Source organism: Pedobacter sp. GW456-11-11-14-TSB4, assembly GCF_059424425.1.
Genome location: NZ_JBWKZK010000002.1, coordinates 560,357 through 582,360 on the forward strand (window position 1 = coordinate 560,357; position 22,004 = coordinate 582,360).

At 35.3% G+C, this 22,004-nt stretch carries 21 protein-coding genes; 19 read left to right on the top strand and 2 right to left on the bottom strand.

Annotated elements, in window-relative coordinates; all coding sequences use genetic code 11:
- Positions 1–90: 90 nt before the first annotated feature.
- Positions 91–486: a GlcG/HbpS family heme-binding protein gene (locus AC07XU_RS09830; protein ID WP_494943472.1), complete on the bottom strand. Its 396-nt coding sequence runs from the start codon at positions 484–486 to the stop codon at positions 91–93.
- Positions 487–669: 183 nt separating this feature from the next.
- On the opposite strand from AC07XU_RS09830, the gene AC07XU_RS09835 reads away from it, so the two are divergent.
- The 18 genes from AC07XU_RS09835 to AC07XU_RS09920 all read left to right on the top strand — a co-directional run bounded on the left by AC07XU_RS09835 (position 670) and on the right by AC07XU_RS09920 (position 20,071).
- On the top strand, positions 670–2,445 hold the full coding sequence (locus tag AC07XU_RS09835) for a hypothetical protein (protein WP_494943473.1): 1,776 nt from the start codon (positions 670–672) through the stop codon (positions 2,443–2,445).
- Positions 2,446–2,482: 37 nt separating this feature from the next.
- Complete coding sequence (locus tag AC07XU_RS09840) at positions 2,483–3,670, top strand: PAS domain-containing sensor histidine kinase (RefSeq protein WP_494943805.1); 1,188 nt, start codon at positions 2,483–2,485, stop codon at positions 3,668–3,670.
- A gap of 2 nt (positions 3,671–3,672) precedes the next feature.
- A complete protein-coding gene (locus tag AC07XU_RS09845) occupies positions 3,673–4,701 on the top strand; it encodes a response regulator (protein ID WP_494943474.1) in 1,029 nt (342 codons plus the stop codon).
- Between the two features lie 382 nt (positions 4,702–5,083).
- Positions 5,084–5,524 carry a lactate dehydrogenase gene (locus AC07XU_RS09850; protein WP_494943475.1) on the top strand — a complete coding sequence of 147 codons (441 nt, stop codon included), beginning with the start codon at positions 5,084–5,086 and terminating at the stop codon, positions 5,522–5,524.
- Positions 5,514–6,854, top strand: coding sequence for an oxygen-independent coproporphyrinogen III oxidase (hemN, locus tag AC07XU_RS09855; protein ID WP_494943476.1), 1,341 nt, complete (start codon positions 5,514–5,516; stop codon positions 6,852–6,854). The genes AC07XU_RS09850 and hemN overlap by 11 nt, the downstream gene beginning before the upstream one ends.
- A 9-nt stretch (positions 6,855–6,863) precedes the next feature.
- The gene (locus AC07XU_RS09860) at positions 6,864–9,245 is read left to right on the top strand and encodes a heavy metal translocating P-type ATPase (protein ID WP_494943477.1); all 2,382 of its coding nucleotides are present in this window, start codon (positions 6,864–6,866) and stop codon (positions 9,243–9,245) included.
- The gene (gene ccoS, locus AC07XU_RS09865) at positions 9,242–9,406 is read left to right on the top strand and encodes a cbb3-type cytochrome oxidase assembly protein CcoS (RefSeq protein ID WP_494943478.1); all 165 of its coding nucleotides are present in this window, start codon (positions 9,242–9,244) and stop codon (positions 9,404–9,406) included. Before AC07XU_RS09860 ends, ccoS begins: the two co-directional genes overlap by 4 nt.
- Before the next feature lie 429 nt (positions 9,407–9,835).
- On the top strand, positions 9,836–11,974 hold the full coding sequence (ccoN, locus tag AC07XU_RS09870; RefSeq protein WP_494943479.1) for a cytochrome-c oxidase, cbb3-type subunit I: 2,139 nt from the start codon (positions 9,836–9,838) through the stop codon (positions 11,972–11,974).
- A 2-nt stretch (positions 11,975–11,976) separates the two neighbouring features.
- On the top strand, positions 11,977–12,159 hold the full coding sequence (locus AC07XU_RS09875) for a hypothetical protein (protein WP_494943480.1): 183 nt from the start codon (positions 11,977–11,979) through the stop codon (positions 12,157–12,159).
- Positions 12,146–13,084, top strand: a complete 939-nt coding sequence (locus AC07XU_RS09880) for a cbb3-type cytochrome c oxidase N-terminal domain-containing protein (protein ID WP_494943481.1) — start codon at positions 12,146–12,148, stop codon at positions 13,082–13,084. The genes AC07XU_RS09875 and AC07XU_RS09880 overlap by 14 nt, the downstream gene beginning before the upstream one ends.
- A gap of 1 nt (position 13,085) precedes the next feature.
- Complete coding sequence (gene ccoG, locus AC07XU_RS09885; protein WP_494943482.1) at positions 13,086–14,429, top strand: cytochrome c oxidase accessory protein CcoG; 1,344 nt, start codon at positions 13,086–13,088, stop codon at positions 14,427–14,429.
- Positions 14,430–14,471: 42 nt separating this feature from the next.
- Positions 14,472–15,173 (top strand): VIT1/CCC1 transporter family protein, encoded by a 702-nt coding sequence (locus AC07XU_RS09890; protein ID WP_494943483.1) that lies wholly within the window; start codon positions 14,472–14,474, stop codon positions 15,171–15,173.
- A gap of 25 nt (positions 15,174–15,198) precedes the next feature.
- A complete protein-coding gene (locus tag AC07XU_RS09895; RefSeq protein ID WP_494943484.1) occupies positions 15,199–15,627 on the top strand; it encodes a FixH family protein in 429 nt (142 codons plus the stop codon).
- A complete protein-coding gene (locus tag AC07XU_RS09900; protein ID WP_494943485.1) occupies positions 15,624–16,325 on the top strand; it encodes a sulfite exporter TauE/SafE family protein in 702 nt (233 codons plus the stop codon). Before AC07XU_RS09895 ends, AC07XU_RS09900 begins: the two co-directional genes overlap by 4 nt.
- Before the next feature lie 132 nt (positions 16,326–16,457).
- On the top strand, positions 16,458–17,738 hold the full coding sequence (locus AC07XU_RS09905; RefSeq protein WP_494943486.1) for an acetyl-CoA hydrolase/transferase family protein: 1,281 nt from the start codon (positions 16,458–16,460) through the stop codon (positions 17,736–17,738).
- Between the two features lie 25 nt (positions 17,739–17,763).
- Positions 17,764–18,795 (top strand): alcohol dehydrogenase AdhP, encoded by a 1,032-nt coding sequence (gene adhP, locus AC07XU_RS09910; RefSeq protein ID WP_494943487.1) that lies wholly within the window; start codon positions 17,764–17,766, stop codon positions 18,793–18,795.
- 25 nt (positions 18,796–18,820) lie between these two features.
- Positions 18,821–19,222 (top strand): hypothetical protein, encoded by a 402-nt coding sequence (locus tag AC07XU_RS09915; protein WP_494943488.1) that lies wholly within the window; start codon positions 18,821–18,823, stop codon positions 19,220–19,222.
- Between the two features lie 546 nt (positions 19,223–19,768).
- Positions 19,769–20,071 carry a GIY-YIG nuclease family protein gene (locus AC07XU_RS09920; protein ID WP_494943489.1) on the top strand — a complete coding sequence of 101 codons (303 nt, stop codon included), beginning with the start codon at positions 19,769–19,771 and terminating at the stop codon, positions 20,069–20,071.
- A 222-nt stretch (positions 20,072–20,293) separates the two neighbouring features.
- Here the strand turns inward: AC07XU_RS09920 and AC07XU_RS09925 are convergent, their stop codons facing one another.
- Entirely contained in the window at positions 20,294–21,166 is an 873-nt protein-coding gene (locus tag AC07XU_RS09925) for a universal stress protein (RefSeq protein ID WP_494943490.1), read from the bottom strand.
- Positions 21,167–21,379: 213 nt separating this feature from the next.
- Here AC07XU_RS09925 and AC07XU_RS09930 point away from each other — a divergent pair, with 213 nt between their 5' ends.
- Complete coding sequence (locus AC07XU_RS09930; protein ID WP_494943491.1) at positions 21,380–21,991, top strand: YceI family protein; 612 nt, start codon at positions 21,380–21,382, stop codon at positions 21,989–21,991.
- The last annotated feature ends 13 nt before the right edge of the window (positions 21,992–22,004 follow it).

Below are 22,004 nucleotides of genomic sequence, written 5' to 3' on the forward strand. Positions count from 1 at the left end.
TTCTGATACAGCCTCAAAGTACAGGTAGTGCTTTTAACCCAAACTTTCATAGGGTAGGGTTAAAAGGAAAGATCAAATATGCTTTTTAGTTTAGATAATTTCTGCACCAGCTGATGCCACTTCATGATCTTGCTCTACTGAGCCACCTGATACACCAATTGCACCAATAATTTCATTACCACTTTTTAAAACTACACCACCTGGAAAAGAAATTAATCCGCCATTTGAGTGTTCTATACCAAATAAAGGTTGTCCCGGTTGTGATAGTTTACCAATCTCACCAGTATTCATATCAAAAAAGCGTGCTGTTTTAGCTTTTTTAATAGATATATCCACAGATCCTAACCATGCATTATTCATTCTATGGAAACTTTTTAAGTTTGCGCCTTCATCTACAATCGCAATATTCATTGGTACGCCAATTTCAGCAGCTTTTTTAATGGCCGCTGCAGCAATTTTTTCTGCTAATTCTAAAGTTAATTTCATATTTAATTTTTTTCTAATAAACACTTAAATGCTTGATAAGTTCTTCTTTAAAAAGTATTTGATAAGAAAAAGTAGAGCTAATTATTCTAATTGTGATATAAATCACTTTTTAACATGATTAAATAAAGTTTATGAAAACTGTACTTACAATAGATTTGAGATATTTTTTTACTCAGAAAACTAATGATACATAAATTTCATATCCCGGTATTAGGTCTTGGTTACTCGATTGATACTCCTTTAAAAGTCGCCAAATTTGGCATATCTTCTGTAGTTTCTATTGTTGATGATGAATTGATAGAGCGGATGAGAGCTTATCATAGCAAAGATATCGAATACATCCCAATAGGAAAAAAGGATGAAGACAGTAGGGCTCGAAGGATTACTTGTTACCTAAATATGTTGGATCGAATGGTAGATCATGACTTTAGTGAGCTAAAAAAACTCCCATTTACGACTGGAAATGAGCTTTGCAGATATTTTGAAATGTTGCCAGAAGATAGCCAATTGAAACAGGGATACGATTTAATGATGGATTATCCGACAGGACAACGGAAAAAAATATTTGAAAATTTATTGCGAAATATGATGGTTAAAGGCGCTATAGATGTAAATATCATGTCTAAAGTAGATCGGGTAAATCATAAAAATGGCAGTAATTTTACTGGCGATGAAGATAGCGATGCTTTGGCTGCTTTACGTGGATTTGCCAATAGCAGGTTAAATTCTTCGTTAGTTTTATCGGCTGGAATGAACGCAAGATTATATAGCTATCTAGAACAATTTGAAGACTTTTTTCCTAATGAAAAAGGTGAAATTATTAAGAAGGTTATTTTAAAAGTAAGCGATTTTAGATCTGCCTACATCCAAGCTAAATTTTTGGCGAAGAAAGGAATTTGGGTTTCAGAATTTAGAGTAGAAAGTGGCTTAAATTGTGGCGGCCATGCCTTTGCAACTGCAGGATATTTGTTAGGTCCAATTTTAGAAGAATTTAAGCAGATGAAAGTTCAAATGACAAACGAACTTTTTGATATTTACACATCAGCATTGCTTGATAAAGGTTTTGATAAAATTAACTTACCCGAACAAAAATTAAGTGTGCAAGGAGGGGTAGGCACAGCTTTAGAAAATGAGTTTTTACTTAAACATTATCGCCTAAATTCTATAGGTTGGGGTAGTCCATTTTTATTAGTACCAGATGCCACAAATGTGGATGAAAAAACTTTACTGAGCCTAATGGCTGCAAATGAGGATTCATTTTATGTGAGCAATTCGTCTCCGTTAGGTGTACTTTTTAATAATTTTAAGAATAGTGGTATAGATTTGCAACGTTTAGAGCGCATCAAAAAAGGTAATCCTGGTAGTCCATGCACAAAAAAGTACTTATGCACCAACACCGAATTTACTACTGAGCCAATTTGTACCGCTTCTAGAAAGTATCAGGCATTAAAAATAAAGGAGTTAAAAACAAAAGAACTACCAATTACCATTTATGAAAAGCAATTGGAGCGAATAACCGAAAAAGTGTGTTTGTGTGAAGGTTTATGCAGTTCTACTTATCAAAAAATTGGTGTTTTAAAGCCTAAAGAAAGTAAGGCGGTTGCTATTTGCCCTGGTCCGAATTTGGCTTATTTTAATAGAATTTATTCTTTGGATGAAATGGTTGGCCATATTTATGGGAAAGTAGATTTATTAGAAAAAGTAAAAAGGCCAAACTTTTTTATTAAAGAACTAGATTTGTACATTAATTATTTTAACGAAGAAATTAAATTGTTTTTAGATGAAGTTAGCGCTAAAAAACAAGTTCAACTGCAAAAGTTTAAAACGCAATTGTTAGATGGAATTGATTACTATAAATATTTAATCAATGAGTTTGCCAATCAAAGTAGTTTGTTTAAAGATAAATTTCATCAACCATTATTAGCAGCAGAAATGAGGTTAAAAGAAACGTCCATTTAACTTATAATTAAACTATATTTGGATGGAACCTTTAGATATGGAAAGAGAGAAGTTATTAATTGCAATTATTGAAAATGCAATTGATGGAATTATTACAATCGACGATAGAGGATTAATTGAAAATATAAATCCGGCCGGATTGCAACTTTTCGGTTTTGAAACAAGAGAAGAACTTTTAGGAAAAAATGTGTCTGTTTTAATGCCCGAGCCTGATAAACAAAGGCACGATAATTACATTGCGAATTATGAAAAAACAGGACATAAAAAGATAATCGGCATTGGTAGAGAGGTAACCGGACAGCGTAAAGATGGTTCTACATTTCCTTTTAGGTTAGGTGTTAGCGAGATTAAATTTAGCGACAGGCGAATTTACACTGGTTTTATACATGATTTGAGTAGGCAAAAGGAAGATGAAGTAAAAATTAAAAGTTACACCGAAGAACTAGAGGTTAAAATAAAGGAGCGTACCCGTGAGCTCATAAAATCTATTACTGAATTAGAAACGGCAAAAGAGCATGTGAGTGCGCTTTTTGAGAAGGAAAAGGAACTTAACCAACTTAAAACTCGTTTCGTATCAATGGCTTCACATGAGTTTCGTACCCCTTTGAGTTCTATACAGTTATCAGCTTCGCTGATTAATAAATATGTAGAAAAACAAGATGCTGAAAGTGTAGAGAAACACACTTCAAAAATTAAAAATGCGATAAATAATTTAACTACCATTTTAAATGATTTTCTCTCGTTAGAGAAGCTGGAAGCCGGTAAAGTTGAGGTTAACCAACAAAGCTTTGATATTTTTACTTTTGCAGAAGAAATTGCAGAAGAAATGCAGTTGATGACTAAGCAAAAACAGCTTATTGTTTACGAGCATCGAGGTACAACTAGTCAGGTATTTTTAGACCAGAATTTGCTAAAAAACTGTATCATCAATCTCATATCAAACGCCATTAAATACTCTGGAGAAGATACAATGATCCAATTTAACAGCATTGTAAATGAAAACGAATTAATTATTGATGTGAAAGATAATGGTATAGGCATACCCGCCACAGAGATGGATAATCTATTTGAGCCATTTTTTAGAGCTCATAATACTGGCGATATACCAGGAACTGGCTTAGGTTTAAATATTGTGAGACGATACGTGGGTTTAATGAACGGTAGTTGCACGTGCACAAGTGAACAAAATGTAGGAACTACTTTTAGACTTCATTTTAAATTCTAATCATGAAGAAAGCATTAATAATAGAAGATAACGACGATATTAGAGAAGGTACAGCAGAGATATTAGATTTAGCAGGTTACGAAACTTTTACCGCAAAAAATGGAAAAATAGGAGTAGAGCTTGCTGTAAAACATTTGCCAGATATCATTTTATGCGACATAATGATGCCAGAATTGGATGGTTATGGTGTATTGTATTTACTGCAAAAAAATCCGCAAACCGTAAATATTCCCTTTATATTTTTAACCGCAAAAGCCGAACGTGCAGATATGCGTAAAGGCATGGAAATGGGTGCAGATGACTATTTGACCAAACCTTTTGATGATGTAGAATTGTTTAACGCCATTGAAAGTAGGTTAAAAAAGAAAAATAAAATTGCAGGATTTAAAACTGTTGGTGGCGACAGAGACAGTTTGTTAGAAGCGCTAAAACTTAAAGGTAAATCTAGATCATTTGCCAATAAGCAGATTATTTATGTAGAAAACGACGACCCATTGTTTTTATATTACGTTAAAAAAGGCCAAGTTAAAACTTATAAAAGAGCCAAGGATGGTAGAGAATTATCATCTACTTTGTATAAAGATGGAGACTTTTTTGGATATGAAAGTTTATGCAAAGAAAGCAATTACACAGATAATGCTGCAACATTAAGCGATAGTGAAATTTCATTAATTAGCAAAGCTGATTTTATGGATTTTCTACTCAACCATCAAGAAATTGCCAATGCATTTATTGATATGCTTTCTGGTAGTGTACAAGAAAAGGAAGAGCAGATGCTAAGATTAGCTTACTTTTCTGTGCGTAAACGCGTTGCAGATGCCTTGGTGCAAGTAGCCTCTAAATTTGGTGAACCCAATACTGATACTTGCACTTTAAAAATATCGAGAGATGATCTGGCGGCTTTAGTGGGTACAGCTAGCGAAACAGTAAGCAGAATGCTGGCCGATTTTAAAGACGAAAAACTCATCGAAAAAAACGGAAATGCCATAAGAGTTCTGTCTATAGAAAAATTAAGAAATGTGAAGCAGTAGGCGGTTTTCGGTTGACAGTTGACAGTTAACAGTTTTCAGTTTTCGGTTAAAAGTTAACAGTTATCAGTTGACAGTTTTAGGTTCACGTCATGTCGAAATTAACTCATTTCCAACGAGAAATCTTTAGGTTTTTGTCTACAGGATTAAAGTTTTTTCAAGTAAAATGAATAGATTTCTTGCTGTTGCGCTGGCTCTAAATGACGGCAAGTTAAAAATACGTGTATTTTTCCTGCTTAATTCCTTATTCTTTAAAAGCCTACTTCCTTCCTTGCAACCCTCTACCTTTTCACCTTTTCTGACGAAGATCACTTTTTCTCATAACTAATCTCACTCAACAACAGCTCGCACTTTGATAGTTTTGCTTAGTATAAACTATGCATTAATGAAAGCTATCGCCTACAACATCGATTCTAAAGAAAAAGAATGGCTTATTTTAGCCAACTACAAAAAGCATGAAATAACGGTTATAGCCAATAGCTTAACTTTAGATACACTCAATTTTTCTTCTGGCAAAGAAGCACTTATCATATTTAATCAAGATCCCTTAAGTGCCGATATTATCAAAGGCTTAAAAGCTTTAGGTGTTAAATATATTGCAACATCCTCATTTGATTATAGCCACATCGATTTATTTGCAGCAAAAGAAGCAGGTTTAAAAATTGCTAATATTCCATTTAAAGATGGTGGAGCTTTAGAAAACATGCATCAGGTAATTAAAAACCTTGATAATTGGGCAGCCGGTAAATGTGTAGGCAATGCCTGTTGTTGCCAAAATAGTTGTGCCATTAAACCTATTGTCGATAAAAATCACCATGAACACTGAGTTACTCAAAAAGTACAACATTGCTGCACCAAGATATACCAGCTATCCAACCGTTCCGTATTGGGAAATCGATAAATTTACCCTTGATGGTTATTTAACCGCATTGCAAAAAACTTATGCAGAAAACAACGCAGATGGAATTAGCCTTTACATTCATTTGCCATTTTGCGAAAGCTTATGCACTTATTGCGGCTGCAATACACGTATCACTAAAAACCATGGAGTAGAAAACCCATACATTGATGCGCTGATTAAAGAATTTGAAATGTACTGCGAAGTACTAGGCGAGAAGCCAAAAATTAAGGAATTACATTTAGGCGGTGGTACACCAACTTTTTTTAGCGCAGCTAATTTACAGCGCTTACTAAATGTAATTTTACAAGGCAACAAAGTTGATGATATTTCATTTTCATTTGAAGGTCACCCTGATAATACCACCCAAGATCATTTAAAAACTCTAAGCGAACTAGGTTTTACGCGTTTAAGTTTGGGGATCCAGGATTTTGATCCTAAAGTACAAATGATGATCAATCGCTTTCAAACTCCTGCTCAGGTACAAAGCATAACTAACGAAGCTCGCAAGTTAGGTTACGTGTCTATCAATTTCGATTTAATTTACGGCTTACCCGGACAAACCATTAACGGGCTAACTGAAACCATTGAAGAAGTGATTAAAATGCGGCCAGAACGTATTGCATTTTACAGTTATGCACATGTGCCTTGGCTTAAACCCGGACAAAGACATTACGACGAAAAAGACATCCCGACAGGAAATGAAAAATTTTCCTTATTCCAATTAGGGACAAACGCTTTGATTGCAGCTGGTTATGAAGAAATTGGTATGGATCATTTTGCGCTTAAGCATGATAATCTTTATAAAGCAAGTCAAAACCAGCAATTACACCGCAACTTTATGGGCTATACAGACTTGCCAACCCAAATATTAATCGGTTTAGGGGTTTCTTCAATTAGCGATTGCCAAACTGCTTTTGCCCAAAACAGCAAAACGGTAGAAGGTTATCTTGAGCAAATTAATAATGGTTGTTTTGCGATAGAAAAAGGTCATCTTTTAACTGATAAAGATCTGAATATCAGAAAACACATTTTAAACCTCATGTGTAAAGGGTTTACCAAGTTTAAGACCGAAATTCCTTTACCTATTTTAGAGAGATTGACACCTTTTATCTATGATTTTCTAATCACAGTTACGCATAATGAAGTGCAAATTACACCGAAAGGAAAATCGTTTTTAAGGAATATTTGCATGGCTTTCGACGAGCGTTTATGGCAAAGCCATCCACAAACGAATTTGTTTAGCAACGCAGTTTAAAACATTATTATGCAACAGCAAAAAATTATAGAAGCAAGTTTATGTTATCATTGTGGCGAAGAAGTTGGTGCATTGAATTTGGTTGTTGACGACAAACATTTTTGCTGTGCTGGTTGTAAAGGCGTTTATCAAATTTTGGCAAGCAATAACATGTGTGCTTATTATGCATACAATGATACGCCTGGTAAACGACTAGATCACAACACACATTTCGAATATTTAGATGAGCCAAGCATCATTAAACAGCTGCTCAACTATCAGGATGAAAAGAGTAGTATAGTTACTTTTTACATTCCGGCAATTCATTGCAGTTCTTGTATTTGGTTGTTAGAACATCTTTATAAAATAGACGCAGCCATGTTTAATTCTCGTATCGATTTTCTTAAAAAGGAAGTCAGCATTAGTTTTAAACACCAACAAATAAGTTTGAGAAAACTGGTAGAAACCTTAGTGCAAATTGGCTACGAACCAGCCATTAATTTACAAGATGTTGTTAAAGAAAACAGTAATGCTGTAAACAAAAGCCTGATTTTAAAAATAGCAGTAGCTGGCTTTTGCATGGGCAATGTGATGCTGTTCAGCTTCCCAGAATATTTCGGATTGTCTGATTTAGAACCACAGTTTAAAGCTTTATTTGCTTGGTTAAATCTGGCTTTTTCTATTCCAGTGGTTTTATTTTGTGCCAAAGATTATTTTTTATCCGCCTATGCGAGCTTAAAACACAGGCATATAAATTTAGATACACCTTTAGCTTTAATTATTGCCGTTTTGTTTTTACGAACTACTTATTCGGTAATTTTTAATGATGGAGTAGGTTTTGCCGATACCTTAACCGGATTGGTTTTTTTATTATTGATGGGTAAATGGGTTAAACAACGCACCTATCATCATATTTCTTTTGATAGAGATTACCGTTCTTATTTCCCTATTGCCATTACCACTTTACAGGATGGAAAAGAAAAACCAAAAGCTATAAATGAACTAGCCATTGGCGATAGGTTATGGATTAGAAACGGAGAATTGGTACCTGCAGATTCTATTTTAATGAAGGGAGATGCATGGTTAGACATGAGTTTTGTAACTGGCGAAACCGAACCACAACACAAGGTTTTAGGCGAAATTATTTATGCTGGTGGTAAACAAATGGGCGAAGGAATTGAAATTGAAGTAGTTAAAATTGCTTCGCAAAGTTACCTCACAAGTTTATGGAACAAAGAAAATTACAAAGCTAAATTCAAGCAAAATTTTAATGATAGTGTAGCTAAATTTTTCAGCATTGCTGTATTTATAATTGCTTTTAGCGCAATGGCTTACTGGTTTTACTTTGATAATTCGGCTAAAGCTTGGGCTGCATTTACGGCAGTAATTATTGTGGCTTGTCCATGTGTATTGGCCCTAAGTACGCCATTCACTTTGTCGGCTATTTTAGCAGTTTTCGATAAAAAAGGGTTTTATGTAAAAAATACAGATGCGGTAGAAGATTTAGCCAGTTGTAACTCAATCGTTTTCGATAAAACAGGAACTTTAACTACTTCAGAAAACGCAATTATCAGTTTTAGTGGCAACCTTACTGATGAAGAAAAAAAGGTGTTGGTTTCGTTGCTTAACCATTCTTCACATCCATTAAGCCGACAGATTTTAAAAAGTATATCCTGTCATCAATTTTATCCCATTTCACAATATAAAGAGGTTTTAGGTAAAGGAATTAAAGGAATTGTTAATCAGCAAATGGTTTATGCTGGCAATCAATCTCTTTTGCCTTTTGCTATCCACTCTAAAGAAAAATCAGGTGTACACATTGCAATAGATGATCAATACAAAGGAACATTTGTTATTGCCCAACAGTGGCGCCCTAATTTAGCAAAGCTGATAACAGACTTAGCCAACCATTTTAAACTAAAAGTGCTTTCTGGTGATACCAATAAAGATGAACAGGCCTTAAAAACGTTTTTTTCGCCTTTGGCGGATATTAAGTTTGAGCAAAACCCACAACAAAAGTTAGCTGCCATAACGCAGCAACAACGAAATGGAGAAAAAGTAATGATGCTGGGCGATGGTTTGAATGATGCGGGAGCTTTAAAACAGAGTGATTTTGGGATCGCAATTACTGATAATGTAAACAATTTTACACCCGGTTGCGATGCCATTTTAAAAGGCAGTTCATTGCCGCTACTTCCAAATTTTTATCAACTCAGTAAAGATGGGTTAAAAATCATTAAAATCAGCTTTGCTATTGCAATAGCTTACAATTGTGTGGGTTTATATTATGCTGTACAAGGTACGCTTTACCCTTTAGTTGCAGCGGTGCTGATGCCCATTAGTACCATCACCATCATCAGTTTTACTACCATAGCCACTAGATTTTTTGCACGTAAAAACAACTTATTATGAACATACTTTATTTTTTGGTAGGCTGTAGTGTGTTAATGGCTTTAATTTTTTTAGGAGCGTTTATTTGGTCGCTCAAAAACGGCCAGCATGATGATGTGGTTACGCCAGGGATAAGGGTGTTGTTTGAGGATGAGGATTCTTCAGTTGACAATTTTCAGTAGCCAGCTCTAATGGCAATCGTAATTCGAAAAAGATTTTTTTAAAAGAAATATATAAAATTCTGAAAAGCAAAGGCCGTAATTCACAGGTTAATTCAGCCCCGTTTTCCGTTCCAATTTTTTTACAAACCTAAGAGGTTTGTAAAAAAGATTTCCACTACAACCGGGTTTAAAAACAAAAAGATTGTGGTACTATTTAGGTTAAAGCGCCAATAAGCAATTACCTCCATTGCTAGCTCAAGTAGCAATCATAATGCAATACAAAATAAAATTTAGCACATTACGATTTCCACCCACGCGGGAATGACGGTGGATTTTAAAATTCCAAATCTCCCTCAATAGTGACTAAAATCACATTTTCAACTAAGCACTATCACCCCCCAAATTTCATTTAGCAAATACCTTTGTTTCATCACAAATCACAACTATTTTATGCAGTTAGAAAAATTTACTTACGACAACAAAATTGTCCGCAACTTTGGTATTGCAACCATTATTTGGGGTATCATCGGCATGACAGTGGGCTTGCTCATCGCTTTGCAGCTCTTTCAACCTGCAATGAATATGGGCAATCAGTATACCACGTTTGGCAGAATTAGGCCGTTACATACCAATGCCGTAATTTTTGCTTTTGTAGGCAATGCCATTTTTATGGGTGTTTATTACTCGCTTCAACGCTTGTTAAAAGCACGTATGTTTAGCGATACCTTAAGCAAAATCCATTTTTGGGGTTGGCAACTCATTATTGTGTCTGCAGTAATTACACTTCCGTTAGGTTTTACCTCATCGCATGAGTATGCTGAATTAGAGTGGCCAATAGATATTGCCATAACCTTAATTTGGGTAGTGTTTGGCGTAAATATGTTTGGTACCATCTTTAAACGAAGAGAGCGCCATTTATACGTAGCCATTTGGTTTTACATTGCTACGTTTGTAACTATTGCGGTTTTACACATCGTAAACTCTTTTCAATTACCCATTTCTTTTTTAAAAAGTTACTACGTTTTTGCAGGTGTGCAAGATGCTTTGGTGCAATGGTGGTATGGGCATAATGCAGTAGCATTTTTCTTAACCACGCCCTATTTAGGAATGATGTATTACTTTCTGCCTAAAATGGCTAATCGCCCTGTATACTCTTACAAACTAAGTATTTTACACTTCTGGTCGCTAATTTTTATCTATATATGGGCTGGGCCACACCATTTGTTGTACACTTCCTTACCAGGATGGGCACAATCTTTAGGTGTAGCTTTTTCTATAATGCTTATTGCACCAAGTTGGGGTGGTATGATTAACGGTTTGTTAACCTTACGTGGTGCATGGGATAAAGTTCGTGAAGATGTAACCTTGAAGTTTATGGTTGTGGCCATTACTGCTTACGGTATGGCAACCTTCGAAGGACCAATGTTATCGCTTAAGCAAATTAATGCCGTGGCACACTTTACCGATTGGATTGTAGCACACGTACACGTAGGTGCTTTGGGGTGGAACGGATTTTTAACTTTCGGGATCATGTATTATTTGGTGCCAAAACTATATAAAACAGAATTGTACTCTAAAAAAATGGCTTCTTTCCACTTCTGGATTGGCACTTTAGGGATTTTGTTTTATGCTGTACCGATGTATTGGGCTGGCTTTACACAAGGCTTAATGTGGAAAGAATTTACCGCCGAAGGTTTGTTGAAATATCCTAACTTTTTAACTACAACATTACAGATTATTCCAATGCATATTATTCGCGGTATTGGTGGTGCAATGTACCTAACAGGTGTAATTGTAATGGCAATTAACCTAGGTAAAACAATGTTAAAAGCTAAATTGGTAGACGAAACCGTTGAGGCAATGCCTTTAGCTAAAGCAGTAGAATCTACTGATCCTGATGATAAAAAATGGCACCGAGTATTGGAGCGTAAACCAATGAAATTTATGGTTTTGTCATTAATCGTGATTTTGATTGGTGGTATGGTAGAGATGATGCCAACTTTCACAATCGAATCCAATATCCCAACTATTGCTGCTGTAAAACCGTATTCTCCTTTAGAGTTACAGGGCAGAGATTTATACATCAGAGAAGGTTGTGTGGGTTGCCATACGCAAACGATACGTCCATTTAGATCAGAAACTGAAAGATATGGTGAATACAGCAAAGCTGGAGAATTTGTTTACGATCATCCATTTTTATGGGGTAGTAAACGCACCGGACCAGATTTGCACCGAATAGGTGGCAAATACTCAAATGCTTGGCATTTTAACCACATGGTTGATCCAACATCTATGTCGCCAGGAAGTATTATGCCACCATACCCTTGGTTAATTCAGCAAACGTTAGATGTGTCTACAACTCCAGCAAAAATAAGAGCTATGCAAACCTTAGGTGTGCCTTATCGTGATGGTTTTGCCTCTGAAGCAAATGATAAATTGAAAATCCAAGCTGATGAAATTGCAAAGGATTTGAAACAAAATAACATCAACGTAAAAAGTGATAAAGAGATTATAGCCCTAATTGCTTATTTACAACGCATGGGTACAGATATCAAAGCAAACCGAATGACAATTCCTTCAAATCAATAGTTATGTTTAAGCAAATAAAAGATTTAGCCGGGGGCGAATTTTACCTCATCACATCACTCATCATATTTATGGTTTTCTTTTTAATAGTTAGTTTATACCTCTATAAATTAAGCAAAAGCCACATTAGTGTAATGAGTAAGCTACCTTTCGAAGACAATCAATCTAATGGATATGAAGAAGATTAAATTAATAATTAGCCTCCTGTTTTTGAGTTGTGGAGCCTTTGCCCAAACCACTCCGGCACCTGCAAAAATTGTTATTCCTGAACCTAGCATTGGTGTAAGTACTACAGAAATGCTCATTATCGCCTTGCTTTTTTTTGCAGTTGTTCTATTGGTGGTTTCGGTAACGCTTTTTAATGCTTTTAAGGTGATGCTAAAAGAACAGCAAAATCCTCAACCTTATGTTAAATATCAAAAACCAGTGCAGTTAGATTATATCCAATGGTTAAAAAGTAAAAAATCAACACCTAACATTTGGACAAAGCTTTTGAGTTTAAAACCAATGGAAGAAGAGAAAAATCTTGAAATTCCGCATGCTTATGACGGAATCAAAGAACTTAGTAATCCTGTGCCTGCATGGTTTAATGTGCTTTTTTTTAGTACTGTTATATTTGGTTTGGCTTATTTGTACTATTACCACATAGGTGAATACGGAGAAAGACAGGATGAGGAGTACGTTACCGAAATGACCAAAGCTGATCAGGATCAAAAAGCATTTTTAGCAAAATCTGCTACTAAGGTTGATGAAAGTAATGTGAAAATTGATCCTGCACAAATTGTAAATGGTAAAGGTGTTTTTGACGCAAATTGTATTGCCTGCCACGGCGATAAAGGACAAGGTTTAGTCGGTCCTAATTTAACAGATGAGTTTTGGTTACATGGCGGTAGTGTGGTTGATGTATTTAAAGTGGTAAAATATGGTGTACCGGCAAAAGGTATGGTAAGTTGGGAGAAGAATTTAAGTTCTCAAAAGATCAGTGAAGTAACCAATTACATTATGTCGCTAAAAGGAACAAATCCGGCGGGTGCCAAAGCTCCACAAGGAGAAAAATACGAAGAGAAATTAGAAATAGATACTACCAAAACTAATTTAATAACCAAAAATTAATATGAAACTAATAGGACGTAAATTTCTTTACCCCAAAAAACCTGCTGGTAAATTATACAATTACCGCAAGTGGGTAAGCTATGTCCTTTTAGTTTTTTTGTTTGCTGCTCCTTTTTTAAAAATTAAAGGCGAGCAATGGGTTTTGTTAAATTTTTTAGAACGTAAGTTCGTTTTCTTTGGCTTGATTTTTACGCCTCAAGATTTTTATCTTTTCGCACTGGCGATGCTGATCTTTATGATCTTCATTGTTTGCTTCACGGTAATTTTAGGGAGGCTTTGGTGTGGATGGGCTTGTCCGCAAACTATTTTTATGGAGATGGTTTTTAGGCGAATTGAGTATTGGATAGAAGGTGATGCTAACCAGCAGAAAAAATTAGACGCCCAGCCATGGACAAGTGAAAAATTTTTAAAAAAAGGTTTTAAGCACTTTTTGTTTTTAATCATATCTTTCGGCATTGCCAATACTTTTTTAGCCTATATTATTGGTTCTAATGTACTGTATGAAATTATTACTGAACCCGTTACACAGCACATTTCTGGCTTTGTTTCTATCTGGGTTTTTACCTTTATATTTTATATGGTTTTCGCTTATGTGCGTGAGGTGGTTTGTACAGTAATTTGTCCTTACGGTAGGTTGCAAGGAGTTTTACTAGATAACCAAAGCTTAATTGTTGCATATAACGAAAAAAGAGGTGAACCAAGGGCTCACTTGCAAAAAAGCAAGGTAGATTTGAGTAAAGGCGATTGTATTGATTGTGGTTTATGCGTACAGGTTTGTCCCACAGGGATTGATATTAGAAAAGGCACCCAATTAGAATGCGTAAACTGTACAGCTTGTATTGATAGCTGTAACGAAGTGATGCATAAAATTAACAAGCCAGGAAATTTGATCGGCTTTTTTACCCAAGATTATATCCAAAAAGAAAAGCCTTTTAAATTAGGTTTGCGAGCTTACGGTTATACAGCTGTTTTGTTTGTGGTTGTTTTAGTGTTTTCGAGCTTAATTTACAAAAGGCAAAACGTACAAACTACGGTTTTAAGAGCAAGCGGTACCACTTATCAAGTTAGGGAAGACGGCTCTATCAGTAATTTGTACAATGCAGAACTCATCAATAAAACCAATAAAGACATCAACTTTGTTTTTAAATCTGATAATCCTACAGATAGGATAGAATTTATTCAGAAACCGGTTTATTTGCCTAAAGAAGGTACAGTTAGATTAACCTTTTTCTTAATCAAAAAGCCGAATGATATAGCTGGTTTTAAAACCGATGTGCTGTTTAAAATAATTACAAAAAATGAAATAATTAGCACAGCAGAAACCACTTTTTTCGCCCAACCTTAGTAGAAGCTTTTTAGTATTTTTATGAATACTTAAACAAATCAAATGGTAACGATAGATAATTATTTAGACAGTCATTACATACACAGAAGTAACTGGCTGAGGGCTGCTGTTTTAGGTGCAAATGATGGTATAATTTCGGTTTCGAGTTTAGCAATTGGTATTGCGGCTGCGAGTACAGCTAAAGAGCCTATTATTTTAGCAACGGTTGCTGGCTTAGTTGCTGGCGCCTTATCAATGGCAGCAGGAGAATATGTATCGGTAAGTTCGCAAACCGACACAGAAAAAGCAGATATAGAAAGAGAGCGACAAGAGTTGTTGGATATGCCAGAAGAAGAACTGAAAATTTTGGCTCAAATTTACGAACGTAGGGGATTAAAAAAGGAAACTGCATTGCAAGTTGCTATAGAATTAACTGAAAAAGATGCTTTAGCTACGCATATTAGAGATGAGTTAGGTATTAATGAAATTAGCCAAGCCAAACCCATTCAGGCGGCATTTGCCTCTGGAGCTTCATTTACTGTTGGCGGGATATTGCCATTAATGGTGGTGTTGTTTGCTCCTATAAAGGGGATGGAGTATTGGCTTTATGCTTGTACTATTATTTTTCTGATGATTTTAGGAACAGTTGCAGCAAAAACTGGCGGTTCACACATAGGTAAAGGGGTTTTGCGTATTGCCATTTGGGGTACAATTGCTATGGGTTTATCTGCATTGGTAGGTTATGTTTTTGGCGTAAAGGTTTAACAAATTATAATAAAAAATTAAGCACATGAATTGGGGAACAAAAATAATTTTAGGAATGGTGGTATTCATGTTGTTTATCATCGGTATGGTAGCGTATATGTTTAGCGTACACGGAAATGATACTTTGGTAGATGAAGATTATTACGAAAAAGGGATCAATTACAACGATGAATACAATGCCAATCAGAATGTAATTAAGGATAAGGCTGAACCAAAAATTACAATCAGCGACAGCCAAATCATTATTCAATTAAAAGATAGTGCCAATTATAATTTAAGCTTGGTCAGACCATCAACCAATAAAGACAAATTAACTGATAGCGGAGCAACGGTAAGCGATGCTCATTTGATTATCATTAACCGAAAAAATATGCATAGCGGACTATGGTTTTTAGAGCTTAAATGGACAAGCAACTCAAAAAAATATCAACATAAAAAAAGCATCACCCTGTGACCGGATTACCTTTAGCATTTTTATTAGGTTTATTTGGCAGTTTGCATTGTGCGGTAATGTGCGGACCGTTAATGTTAAGTTTACCTTTGCCCAAACAAAACTATTTTAAAGCAGCTATAAATTTGTTGATATACCAATTTGGTAGGGTGCTCATGTATACCATAATGGGTATTTTAGTTGGTTTTTTAGGTGAGAGCCTAAGTTTGGTTGTTAGTCAAAATACTTTAAGTTTAACTATAGGCATATTGTTAGTGCTATTTACGGTTTTGTATTTCAGTAAAAGTTATCTTCAAGTTTTTAACTCCTTTCAATCAAAATTGATTGCTCCAATTGCAAAATTAATGGGCAAAATTTATGGTATGCCCTTTTGGGGTTTCTTTGCGGGTATGTTAAACGGTATTATTCCATGCGGCATGGTTTATTTAGCTTTAGCAACCGCTTTAAGTACAGCATCGGTTAAGCAAGCAGGTGTTTTTATGTTCCTGTTTGGCTTAGGTACCACTCCATTAATGTTATTAATCTCGTTAGGTGGTATTTATTTAAAACAATACATTCGTTTTAACCCCAACAAATTGGTGCCCTGGTTTATGCTTTTTTTGGGCGTTCTGTTTATCATGCGCAGTGCAGAACTAGGCATTCCATTTTTATCTCCAGCAATACATGCAACACATCCTGGGCATGTGGCAGAATGTATGTAAATCAAATCATATTATATAAATCAAAGCTGATGAAAATCAGTTTTTAACTTATTGATTATCATTTATTAACTGAGCTTTTCAAGCTACTTTTACCACAATCAGCAACACGCTAATCGGTTGTAAATATTGTACATGAAAGTTCCTAATTATATTGATGAAGATAAAGCCTTAGCCATTGTAAATTCTGGCGATAGGGTTTTTATACACGGTGGCGCCGCCACACCAATTTGCTTGGTAAAAGCCTTACAAAAAAGGCATCAGCAATTAAAAAATGTAGAATTGGTTAGTATCACCACTTTGGGCGATGTTAATTTCGATCAACCTGAGTTCAGAAATTCATTTTACTTCAATTCATTATTTGTATCTGCAGCAACCAGAAATGTTGCCAATAGTGAAAACGGCGATTATGTGCCTATTTTTTTAAGTCAGATACCACAATTGTTTCGCAAAAATATTTTACCAATTGATGTAGCCTTAATTCAGGTTTCGCCACCAGATGCACATGGCTATTGTTCATTAGGTACCTCTGTTGATATTGCCAAGTCGGCGGTAGAAATGGCTAAACATGTAATTGCGCAAGTAAATCCGCTCATGCCGCGTACACATGGTGATGGTTTTTTACATATTAATAAAATTGATGCCATGGTTTGGTACAACACAGATTTGCCAGAGGTGAATTATTCCAATCAAATTAATGATGTAGTAGAGAAAATTGGATTGAATGTAGCATCGCTTGTAGAAGATGGTGCAACGCTGCAAATGGGTATTGGTGGTATACCAGATCAAGTTTTAAAAAATTTAACCACGCATAAAAATCTAGGGATCCACACCGAAATGTTTGCTGATGGCATTATTCCATTATTAGAAAGCGGCGTAATTAACAATAGTCAGAAGAAGTTGAACGTAGGCAGATCTGTTACTTCTTTTATTACCGGAACCCGAAAATTATATGATTTTGTACATGATAATCCTTCAATAAGAGTAATGGATATTGGTTATGTAAATGACACAAGCATCATTAGGCAAAACCCAAAAGTTACCGCCATTAATAGTGCTATAGAAATTGATCTTACCGGACAGGTATGTTCAGACTCTATTGGTACTTATCAGTATTCTGGCATTGGTGGTCAGATGGATTTTATTCATGGCGCTTCACTTTCTGAAGGCGGCAAACCCATTATCGCTTTGCCATCACAAACCAATAAGGGAATTAGTAGAATTGTTCCATTTTTAAAAGAGGGAGCAGGAGTGGTAACTACTCGCGGCCATGTACATTGGATTGTAACCGAGTACGGCAAGGTAAATTTATTTGGATTAAGCCTTAAGCAACGAGCAAAAGCATTAATAGCAATCGCACATCCTAATCACAGAGAAATGCTGGATAGGTCATACCATCAACGTTTCAATACTTAATTTTTCACCCTAAAATATCAATACCATGATTCCAAAAACAATGAAAGCGGCTGTGCTGCATGAATTCGGCAAACCCCTTACCATAGAACAGGTTGAAGTTAAAATGCCCGGCGAAAATCAGGTTTTAATTAAAGTTATTACAAGCGGTGTTTGCCATACCGATTTACATGCTTGTGAGGGCGATTGGCCAGTTAAGCCGAAATTACCCTTAATCCCTGGTCACGAAGCTGTAGGTAATGTTGTGGCTTTGGGCAGAGGAGTAGAAAATGTACAGATAGGAGATGTAGTTGGTGCGCCGTGGCTTTTTAGTGCTTGCGGGCGTTGCGAATATTGCATTACCGGATGGGAAACCTTATGCGAAAGTCAGCAAAATGGCGGTTACAGTGTTGATGGTGGTTATGCAGAATATGTTGTAGCCGATGCCAGATACATTGCTCGTTTTCCGAAAGATATTGATTTTTTAGCAATGGCGCCTATAACCTGTGCCGGAGTTACCGTTTATAAGGGACTAAAAGAAACTGAAGTAAAACCAGGCGAATGGGTAGCTATTTCAGGTATTGGAGGTTTAGGGCATTTAGCTGTGCAATATGCCAAAGCAATGGGTTTGCATGTAGCAGCAATTGATATATCTGATGAAAAATTAGCCTTGGCTAAAAAGTTAGGTGCTGATTTAACTGTAAATGCATTACATGATGATCCTGGCAAGTATTTAAAAGAAAAAACTGGCGGCATGCATGGCGTTTTAGTCACTGCAGTATCGCCAATTGCTTTTAAACAAGCGCTTACTGCCTTACGTAGAAAAGGTACTATCTCTTTAAATGGTTTACCTCCGGGAAGTTTTGATTTGCCAATTTTTGAAACTGTTTTAAACCGTTATACGGTAAGAGGATCTATTGTTGGCACGCGTAAAGATATGCAAGAAGCCATCGGCTTTGCTGTAGAAGGAAAAGTAAAAGCTACGATTCATGCTGCAAAATTGGAAGATATTAATGAAATTTTAGCGCAGATGAAAAAAGGAGAAATTGAAGGAAGAATAGTATTGCAAATCGCAGAATAATAAATTTTATTTAATCATTACGGTCATGAATTTAATATCAGAGTCAACATTATCAACAGAGCTACAAGAACTTTATTTACAGAATAAAGAATGGATGTTGCTAGTTTGCTTTTTAGAAGATGAAAGTAGATTTTACCAGAAACTATTCGGCGAGAAACTTTTTTTTATCGGCAAGAAACATACAGCTAAAGAAATTGAAGCCATTTCAGAAAGCTTATCTATTTTAAATGAGAAGACAATTACGTTAAAGGCATTGGTAAATAAACATCAGCACCTGCTGGAAGGGATTTTGAAAACTGAGGATTTGAAGGTGGATATGAATTTAATTGAGGAACATAGCAAACTTACAAAAGAAATTAACGAGCAATTGTTAGCTAATCGAATTGTTAAATCTGATTTGTTTAGATTGGTAGAAGGGGTGGATTGATAAGTGAGTTTGTCTTTATAACTTTATTTGTCATCCAGACTGTAATTTGTCATCCAGAACGCAGTGAAGGATCTTTATAAAACAATGTATGGCTAGTTATTGCATTACAAAATTAGAGATTCCTCGCAAGCTCGGAATGACAAAGTTTGAAAAGCACACTTTTCATCCAGACTATAATTTGTCATCCAGAACGCAGTGAAGGATCTCTATAAAACAATGTATGGCTAGTTCTTGCATTACAACATTAGAGATTCCTCGCAAGCTCGGAATGACAAAGTTTAAAAAGCACACTTGTCATCCAGACTGTAATTTGTCATCCCGAACGCAGTGAAGGGTCTCTATAAAACAATGTATCGCTAGTTCTGCATTACAACATTAGAGATTCCTCGCAAGCTCGGAATGACAAAGTTTATAAAACAACTTTTCATCCAGACTATAATTTGTCATCCAGAACGCAGTGAAGGATCTCTTTAAAAAGACTTGACATTTATCCAAGGCTCTGAATGATAAATTTTTAATACAATAGTTTATTTTGTAAGTTCAATTATGAATTATCATAATTACTTTGTTTACATTCTGACTAATAAGGCACGAACTGTTTTGTATATAGGGGTAACTAATAATTTATCTAATAGATTAAAACAACATGTTGAAGGTTATAATGCATTTTCATTTACTTCTAAATACAATTGTTTTTATTTAGTTCATTTTGAGCATTTCCAATATGTTGAGGACGCAATTGCAAGAGAAAAAGAACTTAAGGGTTGGTCGCGAGCAAAGAAAGATGCATTAATAGAGATTGATAATGAAGATTGGAGATTCCTAAATGAGGATGTGATAGAAAGGTAATTTGTATTTGAGATTCCTCGCAAGCTCGGAATGACAAAGTTTATTAAGGACACTTTTCATCCAGACTATAATTTTTCATCCAGAACGCAGTGAAGGATCTCTATATAAAACCTTATTTATCAGTAGTTCTTCATTAACACCTTGAGTTTCCTCGCAAGCTCGGAATGACAAACTTTATAATGAACACTTGTCATCCATAACGCAGTGAAGGATCCATTTAACTTACCACCCAATAACTTCATTTCCTTCTGGTAAAACTATTAATGGGATGCTAATTGTTTTTGCCATTTGCTGGGTGTGACTGCCGTATGCAAACTCTGCGAACATTCCTTTTTGGCGGTGTACCATAGCCAAAATATCTACATCTCCTTTTTGTGTAAGCCATAATAAACCATCATTTACCTTTTTTTGCTGAATGTGGCGATAGTATATTTTAGGATAGTTGATTTTGCCAGTAACATTTTTCAAAAAAATATTGGCTTTGCTATAAGGATCATGAAAATCTGATGCTAGTCCGTGAATGTGGCACAACAAAATTTCTGGCTCAAACCTGCAAAATTGCCTGGCAATATTTTGTAAGGAATTCATATCACCAACATTTAAATCAGTCGCAAAAGCAATTTTATCTATTTTGCAATACTTTGCATTTTTAGGAATTAATAAAGTTGGAATTTTTGTCTGATCAATTTGCTTTCTGCTGGTACTGCCTACTAAAAATTTTTCAACCGCACCTGCACCAGATAATCCCATTACAATTAAATCAAAATCATGGCGATCTATTAATTGATCTATTGCCTCATTAGCTGTTGTATGTTCAATGCTATAAGTTAAAGTAGGTGTGCTTGGAGTGTTTAAACTTTCTTTCTCAATAATTTTTTCAGCGTAAGTTTTTAAATATGTTGTAGTTCTTTCAATGTAACTTTGTTCTTCAGTAGGCGTAATCATGGTAATGCCGTACATCGCATTATTTGCGATAGGTACAATTGAATGGCATACATGGATATTAAATTTGATGACTTTAGCTAGGTTAATTGCATAGCTTAATGCATTGTCTGCACATTCTGAAAAATCAATTGGGACTAATATTTTTTTCATGATGATTTAGTTTTTATCAAATTTAAGTGATGATCAAATTCAAATTGTAAGCTAGATCATAATCTCAAGTGATGTTTTTCATAATATTGATTTTCAATTAATTAAGAATTCAATTAGTGATATCAATCAGTTTAAAAGCTATTGCTTATCATAAGCAGTATTGACGGGTAGCTGTACATTTGATTAACAATAAAAACTTAATCAATCACCCCCATGAGAACAAATCAAGTAACCCATTTTGGAAGGATAATTTTAAAAGTTAGCATCATTTTATTTATGCTTTCTCCTCAAATGCTAATGGCTCAAACTAGCTATAAACTAGCATCATCTAAAGATAATAGCATTAAAGTTTTAGGTAAATCTAACGTGCACGATTGGACAATGGTAGCTAAAGGATTAGAAAGTAATGGCACCTTTAAATTTGACAGTAACAATGAGCTGGTAGACTTAACCTCGCTCAAATTTAGTGTTTTGGCTAAGAGCTTAAAAAGTGATAAAACATCAATGGATGAAAGAACTTACAAAGCGATGAAAGCTGATCAATTTCCTAAGGTTACTTATCAACTTACTTTCGCAACTGTAACCATGGTACAGGCCAACAAATATAGCATCCAAACTTCAGGTAATTTAACCATTGCTGGTAAAACTCAAGTTATTGCCATGAAAGTAATGGCTCTGGTAAATGCAGATGGTACTGTTACTTGCCACGGACAAGAAAATTTAATTCTTACAGATTACGGTATACAGCCACCAAGTTTTATGCTTGGCGCAATGAAAGTTGGCAACGACTTAACCATACAATTTAATCTTACATACGCTAAATAATACGAAATCCCTA